19 protein-coding genes are annotated in these 21,556 nt (G+C 57.5%); 12 read left to right on the top strand and 7 right to left on the bottom strand.

Annotated features, from left to right (window positions below; genetic code table 11):
* Positions 1-27: 27 nt before the first annotated feature.
* The 3 genes from araH to N5J69_RS00845 form a co-directional block, all read right to left on the bottom strand.
* A complete protein-coding gene (gene araH / locus N5J69_RS00855) occupies positions 28-1,011 on the bottom strand; it encodes an L-arabinose ABC transporter permease AraH (RefSeq protein WP_279767446.1) in 984 nt (327 codons plus the stop codon).
* Between the two features lie 12 nt (positions 1,012-1,023).
* Positions 1,024-2,544, bottom strand: a complete 1,521-nt coding sequence (gene araG, locus N5J69_RS00850; protein WP_279767444.1) for an L-arabinose ABC transporter ATP-binding protein AraG — start codon at positions 2,542-2,544, stop codon at positions 1,024-1,026.
* 99 nt (positions 2,545-2,643) lie between these two features.
* On the bottom strand, positions 2,644-3,627 hold the full coding sequence (locus N5J69_RS00845) for an arabinose ABC transporter substrate-binding protein (RefSeq protein WP_279767442.1): 984 nt from the start codon (positions 3,625-3,627) through the stop codon (positions 2,644-2,646).
* Between the two features lie 365 nt (positions 3,628-3,992).
* On the opposite strand from N5J69_RS00845, the gene N5J69_RS00840 reads away from it, so the two are divergent.
* From N5J69_RS00840 to N5J69_RS00830, 3 genes are all read left to right on the top strand, one after another.
* Positions 3,993-5,696 carry a ribulokinase gene (locus N5J69_RS00840; protein WP_279767440.1) on the top strand — a complete coding sequence of 568 codons (1,704 nt, stop codon included), beginning with the start codon at positions 3,993-3,995 and terminating at the stop codon, positions 5,694-5,696.
* A 137-nt stretch (positions 5,697-5,833) separates the two neighbouring features.
* Entirely contained in the window at positions 5,834-7,333 is a 1,500-nt protein-coding gene (gene araA / locus N5J69_RS00835; RefSeq protein ID WP_279767439.1) for an L-arabinose isomerase, read from the top strand.
* 572 nt (positions 7,334-7,905) lie between these two features.
* Entirely contained in the window at positions 7,906-8,373 is a 468-nt protein-coding gene (locus tag N5J69_RS00830; RefSeq protein ID WP_279767438.1) for a GNAT family N-acetyltransferase, read from the top strand.
* 43 nt (positions 8,374-8,416) lie between these two features.
* Here N5J69_RS00830 and yjfF read toward each other — a convergent pair whose 3' ends face one another.
* The 4 genes from yjfF to ytfQ all read right to left on the bottom strand — a co-directional run bounded on the left by yjfF (position 8,417) and on the right by ytfQ (position 12,962).
* Entirely contained in the window at positions 8,417-9,403 is a 987-nt protein-coding gene (gene yjfF / locus N5J69_RS00825; RefSeq protein ID WP_279767435.1) for a galactofuranose ABC transporter, permease protein YjfF, read from the bottom strand.
* A complete protein-coding gene (gene ytfT, locus N5J69_RS00820) occupies positions 9,400-10,416 on the bottom strand; it encodes a galactofuranose ABC transporter, ATP-binding protein YtfT (RefSeq protein ID WP_279767433.1) in 1,017 nt (338 codons plus the stop codon). The genes yjfF and ytfT overlap by 4 nt, the downstream gene beginning before the upstream one ends.
* On the bottom strand, positions 10,409-11,929 hold the full coding sequence (locus tag N5J69_RS00815; RefSeq protein ID WP_279767431.1) for a sugar ABC transporter ATP-binding protein: 1,521 nt from the start codon (positions 11,927-11,929) through the stop codon (positions 10,409-10,411). The genes ytfT and N5J69_RS00815 overlap by 8 nt, the downstream gene beginning before the upstream one ends.
* A gap of 76 nt (positions 11,930-12,005) precedes the next feature.
* Positions 12,006-12,962 (bottom strand): galactofuranose ABC transporter, galactofuranose-binding protein YtfQ, encoded by a 957-nt coding sequence (ytfQ, locus tag N5J69_RS00810; protein ID WP_279767429.1) that lies wholly within the window; start codon positions 12,960-12,962, stop codon positions 12,006-12,008.
* A 684-nt stretch (positions 12,963-13,646) separates the two neighbouring features.
* Between ytfQ and ydgT the strand changes: the two genes are divergently transcribed.
* The 9 genes from ydgT to nth all read left to right on the top strand — a co-directional run bounded on the left by ydgT (position 13,647) and on the right by nth (position 21,478).
* On the top strand, positions 13,647-13,862 hold the full coding sequence (gene ydgT / locus N5J69_RS00805; protein ID WP_033782999.1) for a transcription modulator YdgT: 216 nt from the start codon (positions 13,647-13,649) through the stop codon (positions 13,860-13,862).
* Positions 13,863-13,969: 107 nt separating this feature from the next.
* Entirely contained in the window at positions 13,970-14,413 is a 444-nt protein-coding gene (locus N5J69_RS00800; RefSeq protein ID WP_279767422.1) for a DUF2569 domain-containing protein, read from the top strand.
* A gap of 123 nt (positions 14,414-14,536) precedes the next feature.
* Positions 14,537-15,118 (top strand): electron transport complex subunit RsxA, encoded by a 582-nt coding sequence (rsxA, locus tag N5J69_RS00795; RefSeq protein ID WP_150009952.1) that lies wholly within the window; start codon positions 14,537-14,539, stop codon positions 15,116-15,118.
* Entirely contained in the window at positions 15,118-15,696 is a 579-nt protein-coding gene (rsxB, locus tag N5J69_RS00790; protein WP_010245386.1) for an electron transport complex subunit RsxB, read from the top strand. Before rsxA ends, rsxB begins: the two co-directional genes overlap by 1 nt.
* The gene (gene rsxC, locus N5J69_RS00785) at positions 15,689-18,457 is read left to right on the top strand and encodes an electron transport complex subunit RsxC (RefSeq protein WP_279767417.1); all 2,769 of its coding nucleotides are present in this window, start codon (positions 15,689-15,691) and stop codon (positions 18,455-18,457) included. Before rsxB ends, rsxC begins: the two co-directional genes overlap by 8 nt.
* A complete protein-coding gene (rsxD, locus tag N5J69_RS00780; protein WP_279767416.1) occupies positions 18,458-19,516 on the top strand; it encodes an electron transport complex subunit RsxD in 1,059 nt (352 codons plus the stop codon).
* A 3-nt stretch (positions 19,517-19,519) separates the two neighbouring features.
* On the top strand, positions 19,520-20,152 hold the full coding sequence (gene rsxG, locus N5J69_RS00775; protein ID WP_279767414.1) for an electron transport complex subunit RsxG: 633 nt from the start codon (positions 19,520-19,522) through the stop codon (positions 20,150-20,152).
* Entirely contained in the window at positions 20,145-20,849 is a 705-nt protein-coding gene (locus N5J69_RS00770; RefSeq protein ID WP_279767413.1) for an electron transport complex subunit E, read from the top strand. Before rsxG ends, N5J69_RS00770 begins: the two co-directional genes overlap by 8 nt.
* Positions 20,846-21,478, top strand: a complete 633-nt coding sequence (gene nth / locus N5J69_RS00765; protein ID WP_279767411.1) for an endonuclease III — start codon at positions 20,846-20,848, stop codon at positions 21,476-21,478. The genes N5J69_RS00770 and nth overlap by 4 nt, the downstream gene beginning before the upstream one ends.
* Positions 21,479-21,556: the final 78 nt, after the last annotated feature.

Raw genomic sequence — 21,556 nt, 5'->3', positions numbered from 1 at the left:
GCCTCTGCGGGCCAACGGCTCGATCAGTCAGGCTTTTTTCTGTTTGTAACGGTCAAAAATCACCGCAGCTAACAGTATCAGACCGCGCACGACATACTGTGAGAATGGCGAGATATTCAATAAATTCATCGCATTCTCCACGGTGCCCAGGATTAACACCCCGGCTACCACGTAGGAAATCTTGCCGATGCCGCCCTTCAGCGAAACGCCACCCAGTACACAGGCAGAAATCACCACCAGCTCATAGCCGATGGAGGTCATTGGCTGACCGCTGGTCATACGTGACGCCAGGATGATGCCCGCCGCCGCTGAAACCAGGCCGGAAAGAATGAAAATAATGATGCGGGTACGCACAACGGGCACACCGGCCAGACGCGCCGCCTCTTCATTGCCGCCTATCGCCAGCGTATTGCGGCCAAAAGTGGTTTTGTTGAGCAGGAAACCGAAGATCAGCATGGTGGCAATGGTCAGCCAGATAGGTGCGGGCACCCCCAGCCAGTTGGCAAAGCCCAGCTCAAAGAACCGCTCATCTTCGATACCAACCGCCTTACCGTCAGAGAAGATATAGGCCAGGCCGCGTACAATCTGCATGGTCGCCAGCGTGGTGATCAGGGCGTTAATCCTGAGGCGGGCAATCACAAAGCCGTTGATAAAGCCGGTGATCATGCCCAGCACCAGACCGGCTGCTACGCCAATCCACAGGCTTTCGGTCATGTTGATGACCACGGCGGTCACGACACCCGCACAGGCGATGACCGACGCAACCGACAGGTCAAAATCACCGGATGCCAGACAGAACAGCATGCCGCAGGCGACCATGCCGGACATCGACATCGCCAGCCCTAAGCCTTTCATATTGATAAACGAGCCGAAGTTCGGCACAAAAATCGCACAGACAATAAACAGCAGGGCAAAGACTACCAGCATGCCGAAGTTGTCCCAGATGCGACCTAACTGCAGGCCGCCGCGTGATGCGGGCTGCGGCGTATTTGAGGTCGTGGATGAAGCCATGATGATCTCCTGTCAGGCCACGGCGGCCGCTTGAGTGGTTTTGGGCATCGCCAGGCTCAGCGTCTGCTGCTCCGTGGCGTCGTCGTGCAGCAGTTCACCGGCAATGGCACCTTCACGCATCACCACGATGCGATCGGCCAGGCCCATCACTTCCGGTAAATCGCTGGAGGCGAACAGCACCGCAATGCCCTGGTTCGCCAGCTGATAAATCAGGTTATAAATTTCATGTTTGGCCCCCACATCAATGCCGCGTGTTGGCTCATCAAGCAGGATCACTTTCATCTCTTCTGACAGCCAGCGTCCCAGAATCGCCTTCTGCTGGTTCCCGCCAGAAAGGTTCATGATCAGCTGATCGGCGCTGGGCGTTTTGATGTTCAGCGAGCGTATGTGGCTGTCGGCGTTTTTGTTTTCCCAGCCATTTTTGATCAGGCAGCCCGCGGTCAGGTTGTGACGACGGGCACTGATGTTGATGTTGTCGCGCACCGAATGCACCGGAATAATTCCTTCGGCTTTGCGATCTTCCGGGCAGAGCATGATGCCCGCACGGATGGCGTCGATGGGCTCCCGCAGCGGCAACGGTTTGCCGTCGAGGATCACCTGACCGCCGCGCAGACGCGTGCCGCCAAACAACCCTTTCAGCAGCTCGCTGCGTCCGGCACCGACCAGACCAAACAGCCCGACGATTTCACCGGCGTGGACTTTCAGCGAAATCGGCGTCCGCACGCCCTTCGCTTCAACCTTGTCCAGCTCCAGCCGCACCTCGCCTTTGGCACGCGGCGAATAGCCATAGATATCACCGAGGTTACGTCCCACCATCGCCTGCACCAGGTCGTCGTGATGGGTGTTAGCCATGTCAGTAAAGGTCCGCACGTAGCGGCCATCCTTGAAGACGGTGATGGCATCGCTGAGGGCGAAAATCTCTTCCATACGGTGTGAAACGTAGAGCACCACCCGGCCCTCCTCGCGGAGCTGACGTATGACGCGGAACAGGTTGTCGATTTCACGTGCCGACAGGGAGCTGGTTGGCTCATCAAAGGCAATAATGCGTGCGTTACGCGCCAGCGCTTTGGCTATCTCGACCATCTGCCACTGTCCCAGCGACAGGTATTTCAGCGGCATGTCCGGGTCGATATCCATGCCCAGATTTTTCAGCTGCAGGCCCGCCTCAAAGCGCATCAGCTTACGGTTGACCAGCCCATGTTTGTGCGGGATCTGACCAAGGTAGATGTTCTCTGCCACGCTCATTTCCGGTACCAGATGCAGTTCCTGGTAAATAATGGCAACGCCCGCGTCCAGCGCATCCGTGGTGCGCTGAAAACTCATGGGTTTGCCTTTGATGCGAATCTCACCGCCGCTCGGCTGATAACTGCCGCTGAGTATTTTTAACAGCGTCGATTTGCCTGCGCCGTTCTCGCCCATCAACGCATGGACTTCACCGCCACGGCAGTCGAAGGAGATATCCTGCAACGCTTTCACGCCAGGGAACGTTTTACTGATGCCATGAAACGACAGAAATGCTGAATCAGTGTTCATGCTGGTCCTCACTCTTTCGCGCCACCAGCCGGTTACAGCGGGCGGCGCGAAAACGGCTATTAAGGATGCCGGGCTGCGGACAGCCCGACAGGCTCAGGCTTACATCAGTCCTTTTTTCGCCAGTTCAGTTTTGAAGTTGTCACGGGTGATCAGCACCACATCGGTAACTTCGGTGAATTTCGGTGGCTCTTCACCTTTGCTGACCCAGTTGTAGAGCATCTGGCTGCTTTTGTAGCCATGGATATCCGGGCTTGGCAGCAGCGAACCGTAGAAACCTGTCGCCTTGTCTTTCGACAGCTCACTGATGGCATCAACGCCGTTGATGCCGATGCCGATAACGTCAGCCGCTTTGAAGCCCTGACCTTCGGTCGCACGCACGCCGCCCAGCACGGTGTTGTCGTTCATGCCGACAACCAGCCAGTGTTTAACTTCAGGATGCTGAACCAGCAGGGAGTTACCGGCGTCAAACGCGCCAGGGATATCGTTGGATTTGGTGGGCACCTGGTAGATCTGCGCGGCCGGGAAGCCCGCCGCTTTAATGGCGTCCATTGAGCCGCCGGTACGGCGACGCGCGGTATCAAGTTCGTTTGCGGTAATCGCCATCACGCCGGTGGTTTTCACATCCCAGCCGCGTTTCTGCATCTCTTTATAGAGCTCCTGGCCCTGGCGCTCACCAATCTTGGTGGCGGCCATCATCACCAGCGGCACCGTGTCCATAGGTTTGCCTTTGGCGGTGACAAACTGATCGTCAACTGCGATGACTTTCAGACCGTAGCCGCGGGCTTTGGCCATGATGGCGGAGCCCAGTTTCGGATCGGGCGTACAGATAACAAACCCTTTCGCGCCGTTCGCCGCCAGGCTATCGATGGCGTTCAGGGTTTTTTCACCGTCCGGCACGGCAATTTTGATGACCTCAAAGCCCAGATCTTTGCCCGCTTTGTCGGCGAATTTCCATTCAGTCTGGAACCAGGGTTCCTCTGGTTGTTTGACTAAAAAACCCAGCTTCATGGTCTCGGCGATAGCGGATTGTGACATAACCGCTGCCAGGCCGATGGCCGCGAATGCTTTAGTGAATTTATGCATGATGCTCTCCGGTACCAGGTTATTTTTCGCTGCTAATAACGAATCGGTGTAAACGCTACCAGTTTGTTTTGTTTTGTGGGTACAGCCATAAATCAGTGCGTTAGGCTGGCAGGTGCTGACAGACTGTCCAGACGCTGGGCTAGTTTTAGCGGTATTAGCGAAGAAAAATGTAGAGCGGTATCACATCTTAAAATCACGACAAAATGATCCATATATTCAGCAAATTTAACCGGACCTTAACTTTTGCAATGGATCACAAAATCACTGTCGATGACAGAAAAGTGCATATTGTCAGCCAGCGATGACTAACTGTTCCGGCGCGCCGAACCCAGGATACAGGAGTTAACTAACTACAGGAGATTCCGATGCGTGCTGGAGCCATCACCCTTGGGCTGGACTTTGGTAGTGATTCGGTGCGTGCGCTGGCCGTGGATTGTCATAGCGGCAACGAGCTGCAGAGTGCGGTATGCAGCTATCCGCGCTGGCAACAGGGCTTATACAGCGACCCGCACACCAACCGTTTTCGTCACCATCCACAGGATTACATCGACGCGATGGAGCAGGCGCTGCTCGGCGTACTGAATGCACTGAGTGAAGATCAGCGCAACGCGGTGGTCGGCATTGGCGTTGACAGCACCGGCTCTACGCCCGCGCCCATCGATCGCGACGGCAACGTGCTGGCGCTGCGTCCTGAATTCGCTGAAAACCCCAACGCGATGTTTGTGCTGTGGAAAGATCATACGGCTATAGAAGAAGCAGAAGAGATTAATCAGCTGTGCCACAGCGGCCGCTTTCAGGATTACAGCCGCTATATCGGCGGAATTTATTCCTCTGAGTGGTTCTGGGCGAAGATTCTGCACGTGTCGCGTGAAGATGCAGCCGTGCGTGATGCCGCCGTCTCCTGGGTCGAGCTGTGCGACTGGGTGCCTGCCCTGTTAAGCGGCACCACGGCACCTGACAAATTGCGCCGTGGTCGCTGTGCGGCCGGGCACAAAGCGCTGTGGCACAACGACTGGAACGGCCTGCCCGATGTCGATTTCCTCAATGCACTCGACCCGCTGTTAACGCAACAGCTGGACTCGCCGTTATTCACTGAGACCTGGACTGCCGATCTGCCGGTTGGCACGCTCAGTCCCGAGTGGGCGCAGCGTCTGGGCCTGACGCAGACCGTGACGCTGTCCGGCGGTGCTTTTGACTGCCATATGGGCGCGGTCGGTGGCGGAGCAAAACCTTACACGCTGGTGAAAGTGATTGGCACCTCGACCTGCGACATCCTGATTGCGGATGCGGAGAAAGTCGGCGATCGCGACATCAAGGGCATTTGTGGTCAGGTGGATGGCAGCGTCATGCCTGGCGCTATCGGGCTGGAGGCGGGTCAGTCTGCCTTTGGTGATATCTACGCCTGGTTCAGCCGTCTGCTGGGCTGGCCGTTACAGCTGGCGGCGCAGCAGCATCCGGCGCTGAAGCCCCAGCTGGCTGAGATGCAAAAGAACCTCATCAAAGATCTCACCGAGGCCTGGGCCGCTAATCCGCAGCTCGACCATCTGCCGGTGGTGCTGGACTGGTTCAACGGTCGCCGCACCCCGAATGCCAATCAGCGGCTGAAAGGGGTCATTACCGATCTGAATCTGGGCACCGATGCCCCCGCACTGTTTGGCGGACTGGTCGCCGCCACTGCATTTGGCGCACGCGCCATTATGGAGTGTTTCGAGCAGCAGCAGATCCCGGTCGCGAGCATTCTGACGCTCGGCGGTATTGCACGGAAATCCCCGGCAATCATGCAGGCCTGCTGCGATGTGATGAACCGGCCACTGGATATCGTCGCCTCTGACGAGTGCTGTGCCCTGGGGGCGGCTATTTTCGCCGCCGTCGCCGCCGGGGTTTACGCCAGCGTTCCCGATGCACAGCAGGTCATGGCCAGCCCGATTGCCGTGACGCTGCAACCCGATCCGGCGCGTGTCGCCCGCTATCAGCAACTTTATCAACGCTATCAACAATGGTGCGTGACGGCAGAACCGCAATACGCCGCTCGCCCCGCTTCCGCTACGAGCCTATCTCGCCAGGCGTAATTGTTGCAGGCAGTCCGGACTCGGACAGCGCGAAACAAGCAGGCGCACACGGAGTGCGTGAGGATTGTGAGCACTGCCGGGTCCGGACGGACAAAAAACATAGCCTATTGGGTAGGCTCAAAGTAAAGGAGTGGTTTATGGAACAGTCAAACAACTACAGCGTGTGGTTTGTCATTGGCACGCAGCACCTCTACGGGGCGGAAACGTTACGCCAGGTTGAACAGAATGCACGTCAGGTCGTCGAGGGGCTGAACCAGGCCGGTTTACCGCTGCGTCTGGAGCTGAAACCGCTGGTGAAGTCACCGGATGAAGCGCTGGCCCTGTGCCGTGATGCCAACTACGACAAAGAGTGTGTCGGTATCATCACCTGGCTGCACACCTTCTCGCCGGCCAAAATGTGGATTGGCGGCCTGAGCGTGCTGAATAAGCCGCTGCTGCAATTCCATACCCAGTTCAATGCTGAGATCCCGTGGGACAGCATGGACATGGACTTTATGAACCTGAACCAGACGGCGCACGGCGGCCGTGAATTCGGTTTCATCGGCGCGCGTATGGGCCTGCAGCACAGCGTGGTAACCGGTCACTGGAAAGATAGCGCCAGCCAGCAGCGTCTTGGCAACTGGATGCGTGCGGCACTGGCGAAACAGGCCAGCCAGCAGCTGAAAGTGGCCCGGTTTGGCGACAACATGCGTGAAGTGGCCGTGACCGAAGGCGATAAAGTCGCCGCACAGATTCAGTTCGGCTATTCAGTGAATGGCTGGGGCATCGGCGATCTGGTTGAGGTGATCAATGGCGTCAGCGATGGCGACGTGAATGCGCTCATCGACGAATATGAAAGCCTTTACCGCTTTACGGATGTTGCTGCCTCCGGCGGTGAAAAACGTCAGAACGTGCTGGATGCCGCCCGCATCGAGCTGGGTCTGAAGCGTTTTCTGGAAGCGGAAGGCTGCCACGCCTTTACCACTAACTTCCAGACGCTGCATGGCATGACGCAGCTGCCCGGTCTGGCCGTTCAGCGTCTGATGGGTCAGGGTTATGGCTTCGCAGGCGAAGGTGACTGGAAAACCGCAGCGCTGCTGCGCATTTTCAAAGTGCTGGCTGGCGACCGCAAAGGTGGCACCTCATTCATGGAGGATTACACCTATCACTTCTCACCCGGCAACGATCTGGTGCTGGGCTCGCACATGCTGGAGGTCTGCCCGTCCATCGCCATTGAAGAGAAACCCTTAATCGATGTGCAGTTCCTGGGCATTGGTGATAAAGCCGATCCGGCACGCATGATCTTCTCAACGCCAGCGGGTCGTGCAGTTAACGCCAGCGTGATTGATATGGGCGATCGGTTCCGTCTGCTGGTGAACGTGGTGGATGCTATCGAACAGCCGAAACCCCTGCCGAAGCTGCCGGTTGCCCGCGCCCTGTGGAAAGCCCAGCCGTCACTGGCAACGGCCTCCGAAGCGTGGATTCTCGGTGGCGGCGCACACCATACCGTATTCAGTCAGGCGCTGACGCTCGACGATATGTACCTGTACGGTGAGATGAACGATATTGAGGTGCTGGTGATTGATGAGCACACCAGCCTTCCCGCGTTTAAAGATGCGCTGCGCTGGAATGAAGCGTACTACCGTCTGAAACGTTAATTCGTGATTATTGGCGCCTTACGACTCTGTGAAAAGAGAGATGCAAAGGCGTAAAGGCGCCGTTTGTCAGAGAATAAGTGCTCTTCAGTCGGGAATGGCGGGCGTTGCGTAAAGTCGCCGTAAATACATCCCTGCAGGCTCGGCCGCCGGACGACTCCCCTCATCCATGAGGCTCGCCCGCAAGCGGGCCAACGCTTCGCGTTGTTCAAAAACGCTCCCGGCGTTTTTGTCCATGCGGCGGATGCTTTACTCCACTTCCCGTCATCCCCTCCTTCCTCACAATTCCGCACGGATTTCCTACAGCAATGATCAAGCCCAGCCGGGAAGGAAGGGTATGCCTGAAGAGCAAAGCGTCCGTGCCAGGGATGGCGCGGCCGGTCCGCATGGATGCGGGAATCCTTTGCGATCAGGCATACCTTTCCTGACCCTGCACCCAAATCCAACAGCGATTGTTTCCCTGTTTTACAAGACAGCAACCGGCTCTTTGCTTTAACTCAACCCTTTCATGATATTGCACTTTCCCCCGCCAGCCTGTATTGCTAAGTGCCCGACAAAACAAAGGTGCCAGCGCCATGCACATTGCCGACCTGAACCAGCATCCCGGCTACGCCTCACAAACCGCACAACTGCTGCACACTGAATGGTCACATCTTCCTGCATGGTCACATCAGCCCACCATCCTCAATCGCTTAACACAGCGTAACAAGCCTGCCTCGGCAGAATTTACCCTTATCGCCTCGCCGGATGGCGAAACGGTGGTCGCTACCTGCAGCGTTATTCGTTATGAACTGGATGACATTGCGGCAAGGGAATACTGGTTAGGTGAAGTGGTAACGGATAAAAAATTCCGGGGTCAGGGCGTGGCAAACGCCCTGATTCAGCAGGCGATCCGCCAGGCGAAACAGCAGCAGATTAACGCACTCTGGCTCTACACCCCCGACAAGCAGGCGTACTATCAGCGTGCAGGATGGCAGGCGGCAGAACAGCGGCACATAGCGGGGGAAGACGTCACGGTGATGGTGCTGCATCTGGCGCAGTAAAAGGCGGCCCCTCAGCGCCGCCTTTGACCAGGACATTCACGACTCAGCCAGGGATTCGCTTAACCGGCGCGTTCTGCTGACGATCCCAGATCACCGTCAGTAACCGCTGCAGCGCGATAAACGCAAACAGCAGAATGCCGATGGCGATCTTGGTCCACCACGAACTCAGCGTGCCGTCGAAATTAATCCAGGTCTGGATCAGCCCCTGAATCAGCACACCAAACAGGGTGCCCAACACCGTACCGACACCTCCCGACAACAGCGTGCCGCCAATCACCACCGATGCAATCGCATCCAGCTCCACACCCAGCCCGGCCAGCGCATAACCTGCCGAGGTATAGATTGAAAAAACAATGCCAGCCAGCGTCGCCAGCGTTGTGGAAAGCATATAAATCTTAATGGTGGTCGCACGGGTTGAAACGCCCATCAGCTGCGCGGAGGTCAGATTGCCACCGATGGCGTAAACCTGGTTACCGAAGCGCGTGCGGTGCGCCAGAATAATCCCGCCCAGCACTACCACCAGCATAATCACCGCCAGCAGGCTAAGACGCCCTCCGCCCGGCACTTTCCACGCCAGGCTGGACAGCAGGGTATAAAACGGATGATCGATTGGGATTGAGTTCTCCGACACCAGATAACTGCAGCCGCGCAGGAAAAACATCCCTGCCAGCGTAATAATAAATGCCGGGATCTTCAGTGCATCAATCAGCCAGCCCATCATGGCACCGAACAACGCACCCAGTGACAGAATCAGCGCAAACGCCAGCAGCGGATCGACATGGAAATCACCAATCGCCCGCGCCAGGAACACACCGGTAAAGGCGATTACCGCGCCAACCGAAAGATCGATACCGCCCGATAAAATCACAAAAGTCATGCCGACGGCGATAATCCCGAGGAACGCGTTATCGGTCAGAATATTGCAGATCACCCGGGTAGAGGCGAAGCCCGGAAACTGACTCAGACAAAACAGGTAACCCGCCACAAACACCAGTAAGGTGATCATCAGCGGAAGATGACGTTTAATCATGTCGGGCGTCTCCGTTTTAACATCGCAATAAACCGCGGTGACTGCAGCAACAGCACGCACATCACCACCACCGCTTTCACAACCTGATTCAGCTCAGGCGGGAAGCCAGAAAGCAGAATCCCGGTATTCATCGACTGAATAATCAGCGCGCCAATCAGCGACAACACCAGATTAAAGCGGCCTCCCATCAGCGATGCCCCTCCGATCACCACGGCGAGAATCGCATCCAGCTCCAGCCATAAACCGGCGTTATTGGCGTCCGCGCCGCGAATATCCGCCGCGACGATCAGGCCCGCCACGGCGGCACAGACGCCACTGATCGCGTAGGTGGACATCACCACCAGCCAGCCGGTGACACCCGCATTGCGGGCCGCCCGCAGATTAATGCCCACCGCTTCGATAAACAGACCCAACGCGGTCTTGCGCGTCAGCAGCCAGACCGCCAGCGCAACCACCAGCGTGATCCAGACCGGAACCGGCAACATCCACAGCGAACCGTTACCAAACCAGCCAAGACTGTCACTGTCGAACGTCACAATCTGGCCCTGCGTAATCAGCTGAGCGATACCGCGCCCGGCGACCATCAGAATCAGCGTGGCAACAAACGGCTGAATACGCAGCAGCGCCACCAGCACCCCATTCCACACCCCACAGGCTAAACCGGTTCCCAGTGTGGCGAGAATAATAAACGGCACACCGTGTCCGGCGACGGTCAGCGTGGCCGCGGTCGCCCCGGCTATCGCCATCACTGCACCGACGGACAGATCGATGCCGCCGGTGGCGATCACCAGCGTCATCCCAATCGCCAGCAGCGCAACCGGGGCCGCACGGTTAAGAATATCGATCGGGCTGCCGAACAGACGGCCATCCTGCAAATGCACGGCAAAAAAATTACTGGCTACCAGACTGTCAATCAACAGCACCAGCAGCAGCGCAGCGATTTGCGGCATGCCTGGCGGAAACTTCAGCTTACGCCGTGGCGGTTTTTCAGATGTCATAGGCGACTCAAGCATGTTTTGCCCCTCCGTCTGCGATAGCATTCACGATCGACGCCACCGAAAGCTGCTCCAGTGGAATTTCTGCCACCTGCTTCAGATCGCGCATGATCAACACCCGATCGGCATAACCGACCAGCTCTTCGAGTTCAGAGGAGATCACCAGCAGCGCCAGACCATCGGCGCACAGGGATTCAATTAAACGGATAATCTCGGCGTGCGCGCCCACATCAATACCGCGCGTCGGTTCGTCGAGGATTAAAAACTGCGGTTTCGTGACCAGCCAGCGCGACAGCAGCACCTTCTGCTGGTTGCCGCCCGATAACAGCTCCACCGGCTGCTCAGCGTGCGGCGTGCGGATGCCGAGACGCTTAATAAAACGATCGGCAATGGCCTGCTGCTCGCGCTTTTTAATCGGCCGTAACCAGCCGCGCTGTGCCTGCAACGCCAGAATAATATTTTCCCGAACGGAGGCGGCACCGATAATGCCGTCAGTCTTGCGATCTTCCGGGCAAAATCCCATGCCCAGCTGTGAGGCTTTCGCCGGATTGGTAATCCGCTGCACTTTGCCTTTGATCTTCGCGGTCCCGCGATCGGCGCGGCGAATACCAAACAAAACCTCGGCGGTTTCGGTGCGCCCCGACCCCAGCAGACCGGCCAGTCCCACCACTTCGCCGGGCCGTACCGCCAGGTTAAAGGGTTCTATCGTGCCCTTCCTGCCGTAATCTTCAAACGACACCACCGGCTGATGACTGCGCAGCGTACTGCCCTGCCGCTGCAACGCCGTCTCCAGCAGTTCGCGACCCAGCATCAGCTTAATCAGCTCAATCTGCGGCAGCGTGGCAGTATCTCGGGTAGCGATAAACTGTCCGTTTCGCAGCACGGTGATGCGATCGGTAATGCGGTACACCTGGTCAAGAAAGTGGGTCACGAAAATCAGGCTCATCCCTTTGGCTTTTAACTGCGCCATCAGGGTAAACAGCATCTCAACTTCGCTGGCATCCAGACTGGCTGTCGGCTCATCGAGGATCAGCACCTGCGCTGAAAGATCCACCGCGCGGCAGATGGCAATAATCTGCTGCATCGCCACCGAGTAGTGGCCCAGCGGGCGTGTCACATCAAGCGAAAAACCGTAGTTACGCATCAGCGCATCGGCATCACGCACCATCCGGCGGCGATCGATCATGCCAAAGCGGCGCGGCTCACGGCCAATGTAGAGGTTATCCGCCACCGACATGTTCGGCAGCATATTCACTTCCTGATAGACGGTGCCGATGCCCATCTCCTGCGCCTGGGCGGTATTATGCGGTGTAATCGGCGCACCATTCAGAGTAATGGTGCCTGCGTCACGGCTGTAAACCCCGGTCAGCACCTTGATCAGCGTCGATTTCCCGGCACCGTTCTCCCCCAGCAGCGCCATGATCTCCCCTTTACGGATATCAAAGGAAACGTCGCTCAGCGCTTTGACGCCGGGAAAACCTTTGCTGACGCCGCTGATGGATAACAGCGGTGATTCAATTTGCGTGGTCATTCTGCTCACTCCGCCTTACGTCATGAAAAACCGCCCCGTAGGGCGGTCTGCGGCTGGTCTGTGGCGGGTCAGTGAATCAGTAACCCATACCATTTTTCTTATCCAGCTCCTTCTGCGCGTCGGCAGGCAGGAACAGCTTCGACTCGGTCTTGATCACTTTTGGCGGCAGCGTGCCATCTTTTTTGAATTTCTCCAGCGCATCAAACGCCGGGCCAGCCATGTTCGGCGTCAGCTCCACGTTGGCGTTAGCCTCACCTGCCAGCATCGCTTTGTAGATATCCGGTACGCCATCAATCGACCCCGTCAGAATGTCCTTGCCCGGTTTGAGACCGGCTTCTTTGATCGCCTGAATGGCACCGATGGCCATATCATCGTTGTGCGCGTAAACCATGCAGATGTTTTTGCCGTTGTTCTCTGCCTTGATAAAGCTCTCCATCACCTCTTTACCCTTACTGCGGGTAAAGTCACCGGACTGCGAACGGATCACTTTAATGTTTGGATGATTGCTAATCGCCTCAGCAAAGCCTTTCTTACGATCGATTGCGACGCTGGCACCGACCGTGCCCTGCAGTTCCACCACGTTACACTGCTTGTCGCCCACGGTTTTCACCAGCCAGTCGCCAATCAGCTTGCCTTCCAGAACGTTGTCAGCCGTCACCACCGCCTGATAAAGCGATTTGTCTTTCACCACGATGGCACGGTCCAGCAGGTAACCCGGGATTTTGGCCTCTTTCGCTTCTTCCAGAACAGGCTCCCAGCCGGTCTGCACGACTGGCGCGATGAAAATGGCATCAACGCCCTGAGCAATAAACGAACGGACCGCTTTGATCTGATTCTCCTGCTTCTGCTGTCCGTCGGCGATTTTCAGGGTGATGCCGCGTTTTTTGGCTTCGCTTTTCGCGACGTTGGTTTCCGCCGAACGCCAGCCAGATTCCGAACCTACCTGCGAGAAGCCAACCGTCATATCTGCAGCGAGCACCGGGCCGGTTAACGCGGCGCTGACCAGCGTGGTCAGAAGTAAACGTTTCCACATAGTTTTTAATCCTCTGAAAGGCGTTTGCTGTTTAGGGTAGAGAGCCTGCTTAGACTGGACTAAAAAAGCGTGCATAATGGCGACACACTTCACAAAACAGAGCAATTTAAAGGGGTTACGTGCGGCGTGGCGGGTTTTCCGGGCAGCGTGTTATGGATAAAACAGCTGAAAAATAAAACAATGACCGTTAAATAATTGTAATAAACAGAATCGCTTATGCTTAATGCCACTGGAAACGATTACAGGCAGGCGTACAAAACGGGTTATCCGGTTTGCGAAGAACAAAAAATGGGATTTGTGATTGCCCGCACAGTCGTTTGCGGCGGCCATTCTTTCGCGAAACGTTTCTCTGAGCGGGGTCGTTAAAGAGACATTTTATCCGGGCTGAAAATGCCAGAAAGAAGGCACTGACTCACCGGCTGGCCTGAAGGGATGATAAATAATATTTTAGATGCCTGTTTAACGCGCTGTTCCGGCTTGGGCGTCAATGGGTTAGCGTGCCATTTACGTTCATTTCATCCGCAGGCTGTCGCAAACAGCAATTAAAGTAGCACATTTGGACTTTTAATGGCTGGTAGGGTGTTTTAGTCTGATTTTCGCCTTTTTTAATCCGCCCGATCTGGACAGCCCTGGCTTGCACCCTATACTGAGCACTCCTTTGTACTTCTATCTGTTATGGCAATGATGACTGCGCACGATTACCTGCTTAAATTCCGCAAAGTAAATAATTCAGACAGTCTGGAAAAGCTTTTCGACCACCTTAACTACTCCCTTACGAATGATATGGAAATCATCAATATGTATCGGGCTGCCGATCACCGCCGTGCTGAACTGGTTTCTGGCGGACGGTTATATGATCTTGGCTGTGTCCCAAAAACGGTGTGGCGCTACGTGGTGTGATTTCCGGCTGAATAATGGCGTTTACCTCTGATCTTGTCCGGATGGGCGTGCCCCTCTGGACATGTTATTCTGCTGCGCTTCAACTCCCTGAGACAGGAATAACCACGATGAATGAACAGGTTGCTGCGCCGCGTATTGGTGGCTGGCTTTTGCTGCCGCTGGCCTGGCTGATAATGACCCTGTTAACCACCGTTCTGGTGCTGGCGATGTATCTGACCCCTCTCTTTAATGCAGAATGGCGTGTGGCGCTGTTTTCACACGGCAGCACTCTCCTCTCTTACTGGGCCATTTCGCTGCTTACCGCCGTGGCGGTCTGGGCCTACAGCCTCTGGATCAGCTGGCTTTTCTTCAAGCGCTCCCGTCGCTTACCGCGCCACTATCTGCTCTGGCTGCTGATAACTGTGCTGCTGGCGCTGAAAACCTTTGCTTTTACGCCGGTTGCCGACAGCCGTGCCCTTCAGACGTTACTGTTGTCGCTGCTGGCCGCTGCGGTGTTTGCGCCCTATTTCAAACGCTCAAAGCGGGTAAAATCGACCTTTATCGCGCCGTAATGCTGTGAGTGATGTCAGGAATTTAATTCTGAGTGCGGTCTGCCGCTCTGCGGCAGGTGCGGGTGTTGAGATACGCCGCGCTATCAATGATAATAAGCCGCTTTCTGGCTCCCAGGCGAAAAAATGACCGATTATCTCCTTCTCTTTATTGGCACCGTGCTGGTGAACAACTTCGTATTAGTGAAGTTTCTCGGCCTGTGTCCTTTTATGGGCGTTTCCAAAAAACTGGAAACGGCGATTGGCATGGGCCTTGCCACGACATTCGTGATTACGCTGGCCTCTATCTGCGCGTGGCTGGTCAACCATCTTATTCTGCTGCCGCTGGATCTGGTCTATCTGCGTACGATGGCCTATATCCTGGTGATCGCTGTCGTCGTGCAGTTCACCGAAATGGTGGTGCGTAAAACCAGCCCGTCGCTCTATCGCCTGCTGGGGATATTCCTGCCGCTGATCACCACCAACTGTGCGGTGCTGGGCGTGCCTCTGCTGAGCGTTAACCTCAACCACACCTTTATGCAGGCCGCTCTGTATGGTTTCAGCGCGTCTATCGGCTTCTCCCTGGTCATGGTGCTGTTCGCTGGCATGCGTGAGCGGCTGGTGCTGGCCAACGTGCCTGCCCCGTTTAAAGGCAATTCCATCGCCCTGATTACGGCGGGCCTGATGGCGCTGGCTTTTATGGGCTTCAGCGGTCTGGTGAAATTCTGATGACCGCGATCTGGATTGCTGTTGCCGTTTTAAGTGCACTGAGCCTGGTGTTCGGTGCCCTGCTGGGTTACGCCTCGCGCCGCTTTGAGGTCGAAGAAGACCCTATCGTTGAGCAGATAGATGCCATTCTGCCGCAGAGTCAGTGCGGGCAGTGCGGCTACCCTGGCTGCCGTCCCTACGCCGATGCGGTCGGCAACAACGGTGAAGCGATCAATAAATGCGCGCCGGGCGGTGAACAGACCATGCTCAAGCTGGCTGCGCTGCTTAACGTTGAACCGCAGCCGATTGATGGCGATGAAACGGCAAAAGAGCCGGTGCGCACCGTGGCGTTTATCGATGAGGCCAACTGCATTGGCTGCACCAAATGTATTCAGGCCTGTCCGGTGGATGCGATTGTCGGGGCCACCCGCGCCATGCACACCGTGCTGAGCGATGTCTGCACCGGCTGCGATCTCTGTGTCGCGCCCTGCCCGACTGACTGTATTGAAATGCGTCCGGTCGCGACCACGCCAGCTAACTGGAAGTGGGATTTGAATACCATTCCTGTACGGGTGATCCCGGTAGAAACTCATGCTTAATCTGTTTAACTTCCTGAAAAAAGAGAAGGTCTGGGATTTTCAGGGCGGCATTCATCCGCCGGAAATGAAAACCCAGTCTAACGGCACGCCGCTCAGCGAACTGCCGTTGCCGCACCGTTTTGTTATCCCGCTGAAACAGCATATCGGACACGAAGGCGAGATCTGCGTTGCGCCCGGCGACAGGGTGCTGCGCGGTCAGCCCCTGACCTTTGGCACGGGCCGGATGTTACCGGTGCATGCGCCCACCTCCGGTGTCATTGAGGATATCGGTCAGCATATGACCGCGCACCCTTCAGGTCTGTCAGAGCTTTGCCTCTTTCTGACGCCCGATGGCGATGACCGCTGGATGCCGCTCGATCCCCTGCCAGACTATCGTCAGCACCCACGCGCCGACATCGTGCAGCGCATTCACGATGCGGGCATCGCGGGTCTGGGCGGCGCGGGCTTCCCTACCGCCACCAAGCTGAAAGGCGGGTTGCGCGGGGTTAAAACCCTGATTATCAATGCAGCGGAGTGTGAACCTTACATCACCGCTGACGATCGCCTGATGCAGGATTACGCCGCCGAAGTGCTGGAAGGGAGCCGCATTCTCGCCTGGGTGCTCCAGGCAGAGCAGGTGTTGATTGGCATTGAAGATAATAAACCTGCCGCAATTGCCGCACTGAAACAGGCGCTGGGTAGCGAGCGCGATCTGCACATCCGGGTGATCCCCACCAAGTATCCCTCAGGGGGTGCCAAACAGCTGACCCGTATTCTGACCGGCATGGAAGTGCCACATGGCGGGCGTTCGACCGATATTGGCGTGCTGATGCAGAACGTCGGCACCGCCTGGGCGGTTAAACGGGCGATTATCAATGGTGAACCGATCACCGAACGCGTGGTGACGCTGACCGGCGAGGCGATTGCCCAGCCGCGTAATGTCTGGAGCCGCCTTGGTACGCCAATCAGCCATCTGCTGCATCACGTCGGTTTTACGCCTGCGCCGCGCCAGATGGTGATCATGGGCGGGCCGCTGATGGGCTTTACGCTGCCATCGCTGGATGTGCCGGTGGTGAAGATCACCAACTGTATTCTTGCGCCGTCTGCCAGTGAGATGGGCAACAACGACGAAGAGCAATCCTGCATTCGCTGTTCCGCCTGTGCCGATGCCTGTCCCGCCAAACTGCTGCCGCAGCAGCTTTTCTGGTACAGCCAGGGCGGCGATCACGATAAAGCGCGTGCCCATCATATTGATGACTGCATCGAATGCGGTGCCTGCGCCTATGTCTGCCCGAGTAATATCCCGCTGGTGCAATATTACCGCCAGGAAAAAGCGGAACTGCGTGCCATCGATCTGGAAGCGAAACGCACGCTGGAAGCCAAAGCCCGCTTTGAAGCGCGTCAGGCGCGACTGGAGCGTGAAAAGCAGGCGCGTGAAGCGCGTCATGAAGAGGCGAAACAGCGTGTAGCCCTGACGGATACCAGTGAGCTGGCGGCAGCCAAAGCGCGGGTGAAAACCCGTCAGGCCGCTGAGCCGGATGCGGCGACCCTTGAAGCCCAGCGTGAAGCCCGCCATGCGCAGGCGCGTCTGCGTCAGGCCGAAGCGCAGGCTGAAACGCAGCCGGTGACGCGTCAGTCAGTCGATCCCCGTAAAGCGGCGGTTGAAGCGGCCATTGCCCGCGCAAAAGCAAAGAAAGTCTCACCGGCTGAGGCGCCAGCAGACGCTGATGCAGCAACACCGGCCGCGCCGGAAAGCACTGCCGCCGCTGCGCCCGATGCTGCCGCAGAAACCGATCCGCGTAAAGCTGCGGTGCAGGCCGCTATCGCCCGCGCTAAAGCGAAAAAAGCCGCCCAGGCTGATGGTGCTGATACAGCAACACCGGCCGCACCGGAGAGCACAGCCACCGCTGCGCCCGACGCCGCTCCTGAAACCGACCCGCGTAAAGCTGCGGTGCAGGCGGCTATCGCCCGCGCCAAAGCGAAGAAAGCCGCCCAGGCTGACGGCGCTGACGCAGCAGTACAGGCCGCACCGGAAAGCACTGCCGACGTTGCGCCCGACGCCGCCGCAGAAACCGACCCGCGTAAAGCCGCGGTGCAGGCGGCTATCGCCCGCGCCAAAGCGAAAAAAGCCGCCCAGGCTGATGGCGCTGATGCAGCAACACCGGCCGCACCGGAGAGCACTGCCGACGTTGCGCCTGACGCTGCCGCTGAAACCGATCCGCGTAAAGCCGCAGTGCAGGCGGCTATCGCCCGCGCCAAAGCGAAGAAAGCCGCACCGGAAAGCACTGCCGCCGCTGCGCCCGACGCCGCCGCAGAAACCGACCCGCGTAAAGCTGCCGTGCAGGCGGCTATCGCCCGCGCCAAAGCGAAAAAAGCCGCCCAGGCTGACGGCGCTGATACGACGGCTCCGGCTGTATCGGAGAGCGTTAATAACGCCGTGCCGGACGCTGCTGCTGAAGCTGCACCGGACGCCGCCCCTGAAACCGACCCGCGTAAAGCCGCCGTTCAGGCCGCTATCGCCCGTGCCAAAGCGAAGAAAGCCGCCCAGGCTGAAAGTGAAGCCGATGCCGCTTCCCGTAACGCAGCAGCGCTCGCCACCGCCGCACACTTTGCAGTAGAGAGCGCGGAGCAGGCTCAGGAACAGGCCAACAATGCCAATGCTGAACCGGAACAGGCACCTGAACTGAATCAACCCGATGATGCGCGTAAGGCCGCTATTGCCGCAGCCATCGCCCGTGCCAAAGCGCGTAAAGCGCAGTCGTCTACGACGCTTGAGGATTAAATGGCTTTTCGTATCGCAAGTTCTCCTTATACTCATAATCGCCGCAGCACCGGCAACATCATGCTGCTGGTGGTGCTGGCGGCGGTGCCCGGTTTTGCTGCTCAGTGTTACTTCTTTGGCTACGGCACCGTTTTGCAGGTCATTCTGGCGACGCTGACGGCCTGGCTGACCGAAGCCGCGATTCTGCGGCTTCGCAAAGCACCGGTTGCCAGCACGCTGGCGGATAACTCCGCGTTGCTGACCGCCATACTGATCGGTATCAGCCTGCCCCCACTGGCACCGTGGTGGCTGGTGGTGATCGGAACCCTGTTTGCGGTGGTCATTGCTAAGCAGCTCTATGGCGGACTGGGCCAGAACCCGTTTAACCCGGCGATGGTCGGCTATGTTGTGCTGCTGATCTCCTTCCCGGTGCAGATGACCAGCTGGCTGCCACCTGACACGCTTCAGGCAATCAAACCGGGCCTGATGGACAGTCTGAGTATGGTATTCCGGGGGCATACGCTGGCGGGCGATACCATGCAGCAGTTGCAGATGGGGGTCGATGGCATCAGTCAGGCGACGCCGCTGGATACCTTCAAAACCGGCTTACGCGCCGGTCACAGTGCCGAACATCTGCTGGCGCAGCCGATTTACAGCGGCGTGCTGGCTGGCCTCGGCTGGCAGTGGGTTAACGTCGGTTATCTGGTGGGCGGCCTGTTCCTGCTGTGGAAAAATGCGATTCGCTGGCACATCCCTGCCGCCATGCTGCTGTCACTGGCATTCTGCGCCACGCTGGGCTGGTTCTTCTCACCAGCGTCGCTCAACAGCCCGCTGATTCATCTTTTCTCGGGTGCCACTATGCTAGGGGCCTTCTTTATTGCTACCGATCCGGTGACCGCGTCGACAACTAACCGTGGCCGACTCGTCTATGGCGCACTGATTGGACTGCTGGTCTGGCTGATACGCAGCTTTGGCGGCTATCCGGATGGCGTGGCGTTTGCTGTGCTGCTGGCGAACATTTGCGTACCGCTCATTGATTACTACACCCAGCCGCGTGTTTACGGCCATCAGAAGGATTAAGCGATGCTGGAGACGATTCGCAAAAATGGCGTCACGCTGGCGGTTTTCGCCGCGATCACCACGGCGGCTACGGCGGTTGTGAATACCGTGACGAAGCCGACGGTGGAACACCAGACGCAGTTGCAGCAGAAAAATCTGCTGGATCAGGTGGTGCCCACTGCGCTGTATGACAACAACATCCAACAGGATTGTTACGTTGTCACGGATGCAGCGCTGGGTAACAGTGCCCCGCATCATCTCTTTCTGGCGCGTAAAGGGGGTCAGCCGGTCGCGGCGGCACTGGAGACAACCGCCCCGGATGGCTATTCTGGTGCGATACAGATGCTGGTCGGTGCCGATTTCCAGGGTAAAGTACTGGGCGTGCGGGTGATTGAACACCATGAAACACCCGGCCTGGGTGATAAGATCGAACTGCGTATTTCTGACTGGATCAACAGCTTTAACGGCAAAGTGGTGCATGGCCCGGCGGATAAATCCTTTGCAGTGAAAAAAGATGGCGGCGACTTTGATCAGTTTACCGGTGCCACCATTACCCCACGCGCGGTGGTGAATGCAACCAAACGCACCGCGCTGTTGATGAAAACGCTTCCGGAGAAACTCTCTTCGTTACCGGCATGTGGAGACACAAATGAGTGAAGCTAAAAGTCTGCTGGTTGGTGGACTGTGGAAGAATAACTCGGCGCTGGTGCAGCTGCTGGGCCTCTGCCCGCTGCTGGCGGTCACCGCAACGGCCACCAATGCGCTCGGCCTGGGGCTGGCGACCACGCTGGTGCTGACGCTGACCAACAGTTTTATCTCCGCCTCGCGCCGCTGGGTGCCGTCGGAAATTCGTATCCCGATTTATGTAATGATCATCGCCTCGGTGGTGAGCTGCGTGCAGATGCTGATCAACGCCTATGCCTACGGTCTTTATCAGTCGCTAGGGATTTTTATCCCGCTGATCGTGACCAACTGCATCGTTGTGGGTCGTGCTGAAGCCGTCGCCTCTAAAAGCAGTATCCCGCTCGCGGCGCTGGATGGCTTTGCCATTGGCATGGGTGCGACCTGCGCCATGGTCGTGCTCGGATCGCTGCGCGAAATTATCGGCAGCGGCACGCTGTTTAACGGTGCCGACCAGCTGCTTGGCCCGTGGGCAAAATCGCTGCGGATTGAAGTGGTTCATTTCGACTCGCCGATGCTGCTGGCGATGCTGCCGCCGGGCGCGTTTATCGGCCTGGGCATGATGCTGGCGGGCAAATACCTGATCGATCAGAAGATGAAGCAGCGTGCAGCGCTGCGCGCGCAGGCGGCTGAAACCGCGGCCCCTCAGGGCGTAGCCGGGAAAGCCGTGTGAATCAGACAAAACGCACCGAAATTCTCCACCGGCTGCAGCAGAATAATCCGCATCCGACCACCGAGCTGAACTTCAGTTCGCCGTTTGAGCTGTTGATTGCGGTGCTGCTCTCCGCACAGGCGACCGATGTCAGCGTGAACAAAGCCACCGCAAAACTCTATCCGGTTGCCAATACGCCTGCCGCCATGCTGGCGCTGGGCGTAGAGGGCGTAAAGGAATACATCAAAACCATCGGCCTGTTTAACAGCAAAGCGGAAAACGTGATTAAGACCTGTCGCATTCTGCTTGAGCAGCACAACGGCGAGGTGCCGGAAGACCGCGCGGCGCTGGAAGCCCTGCCCGGCGTGGGCCGTAAAACTGCCAATGTGGTGCTTAACACCGCCTTTGGCTGGCCGACCATTGCCGTTGATACGCATATCTTTCGCGTCAGCAACCGGACAAAATTTGCGCCCGGTAAAAATGTGGAAGAGGTGGAGCAGAAGCTGCTTAAGGTGGTGCCAGCGGCCTATAAGGTTGACTGCCACCACTGGCTGATTCTCCACGGCCGTTACACCTGCGTGGCGCGTAAACCCCGCTGCGGCTCCTGCCTGATTGAAGATCTCTGCGAGTATCCCGACAAAGTCGAGTGATCACTGATGAAAGACCCGCTGCGGCGGGTTTTTTATTGTCGGGCCTAAACCGCTGCTTTCCCCCTTTCCTGCACTTTC

The sequence above is a fragment of the Pantoea sp. GD03673 genome, from assembly GCF_029844725.1.
In the GTDB taxonomy this organism is placed as follows: domain Bacteria; phylum Pseudomonadota; class Gammaproteobacteria; order Enterobacterales; family Enterobacteriaceae; genus Pantoea.
The sequence above is the reverse complement of the archived record's forward strand: the minus strand, read 5'-3'. Positions and strand labels throughout refer to the sequence as shown.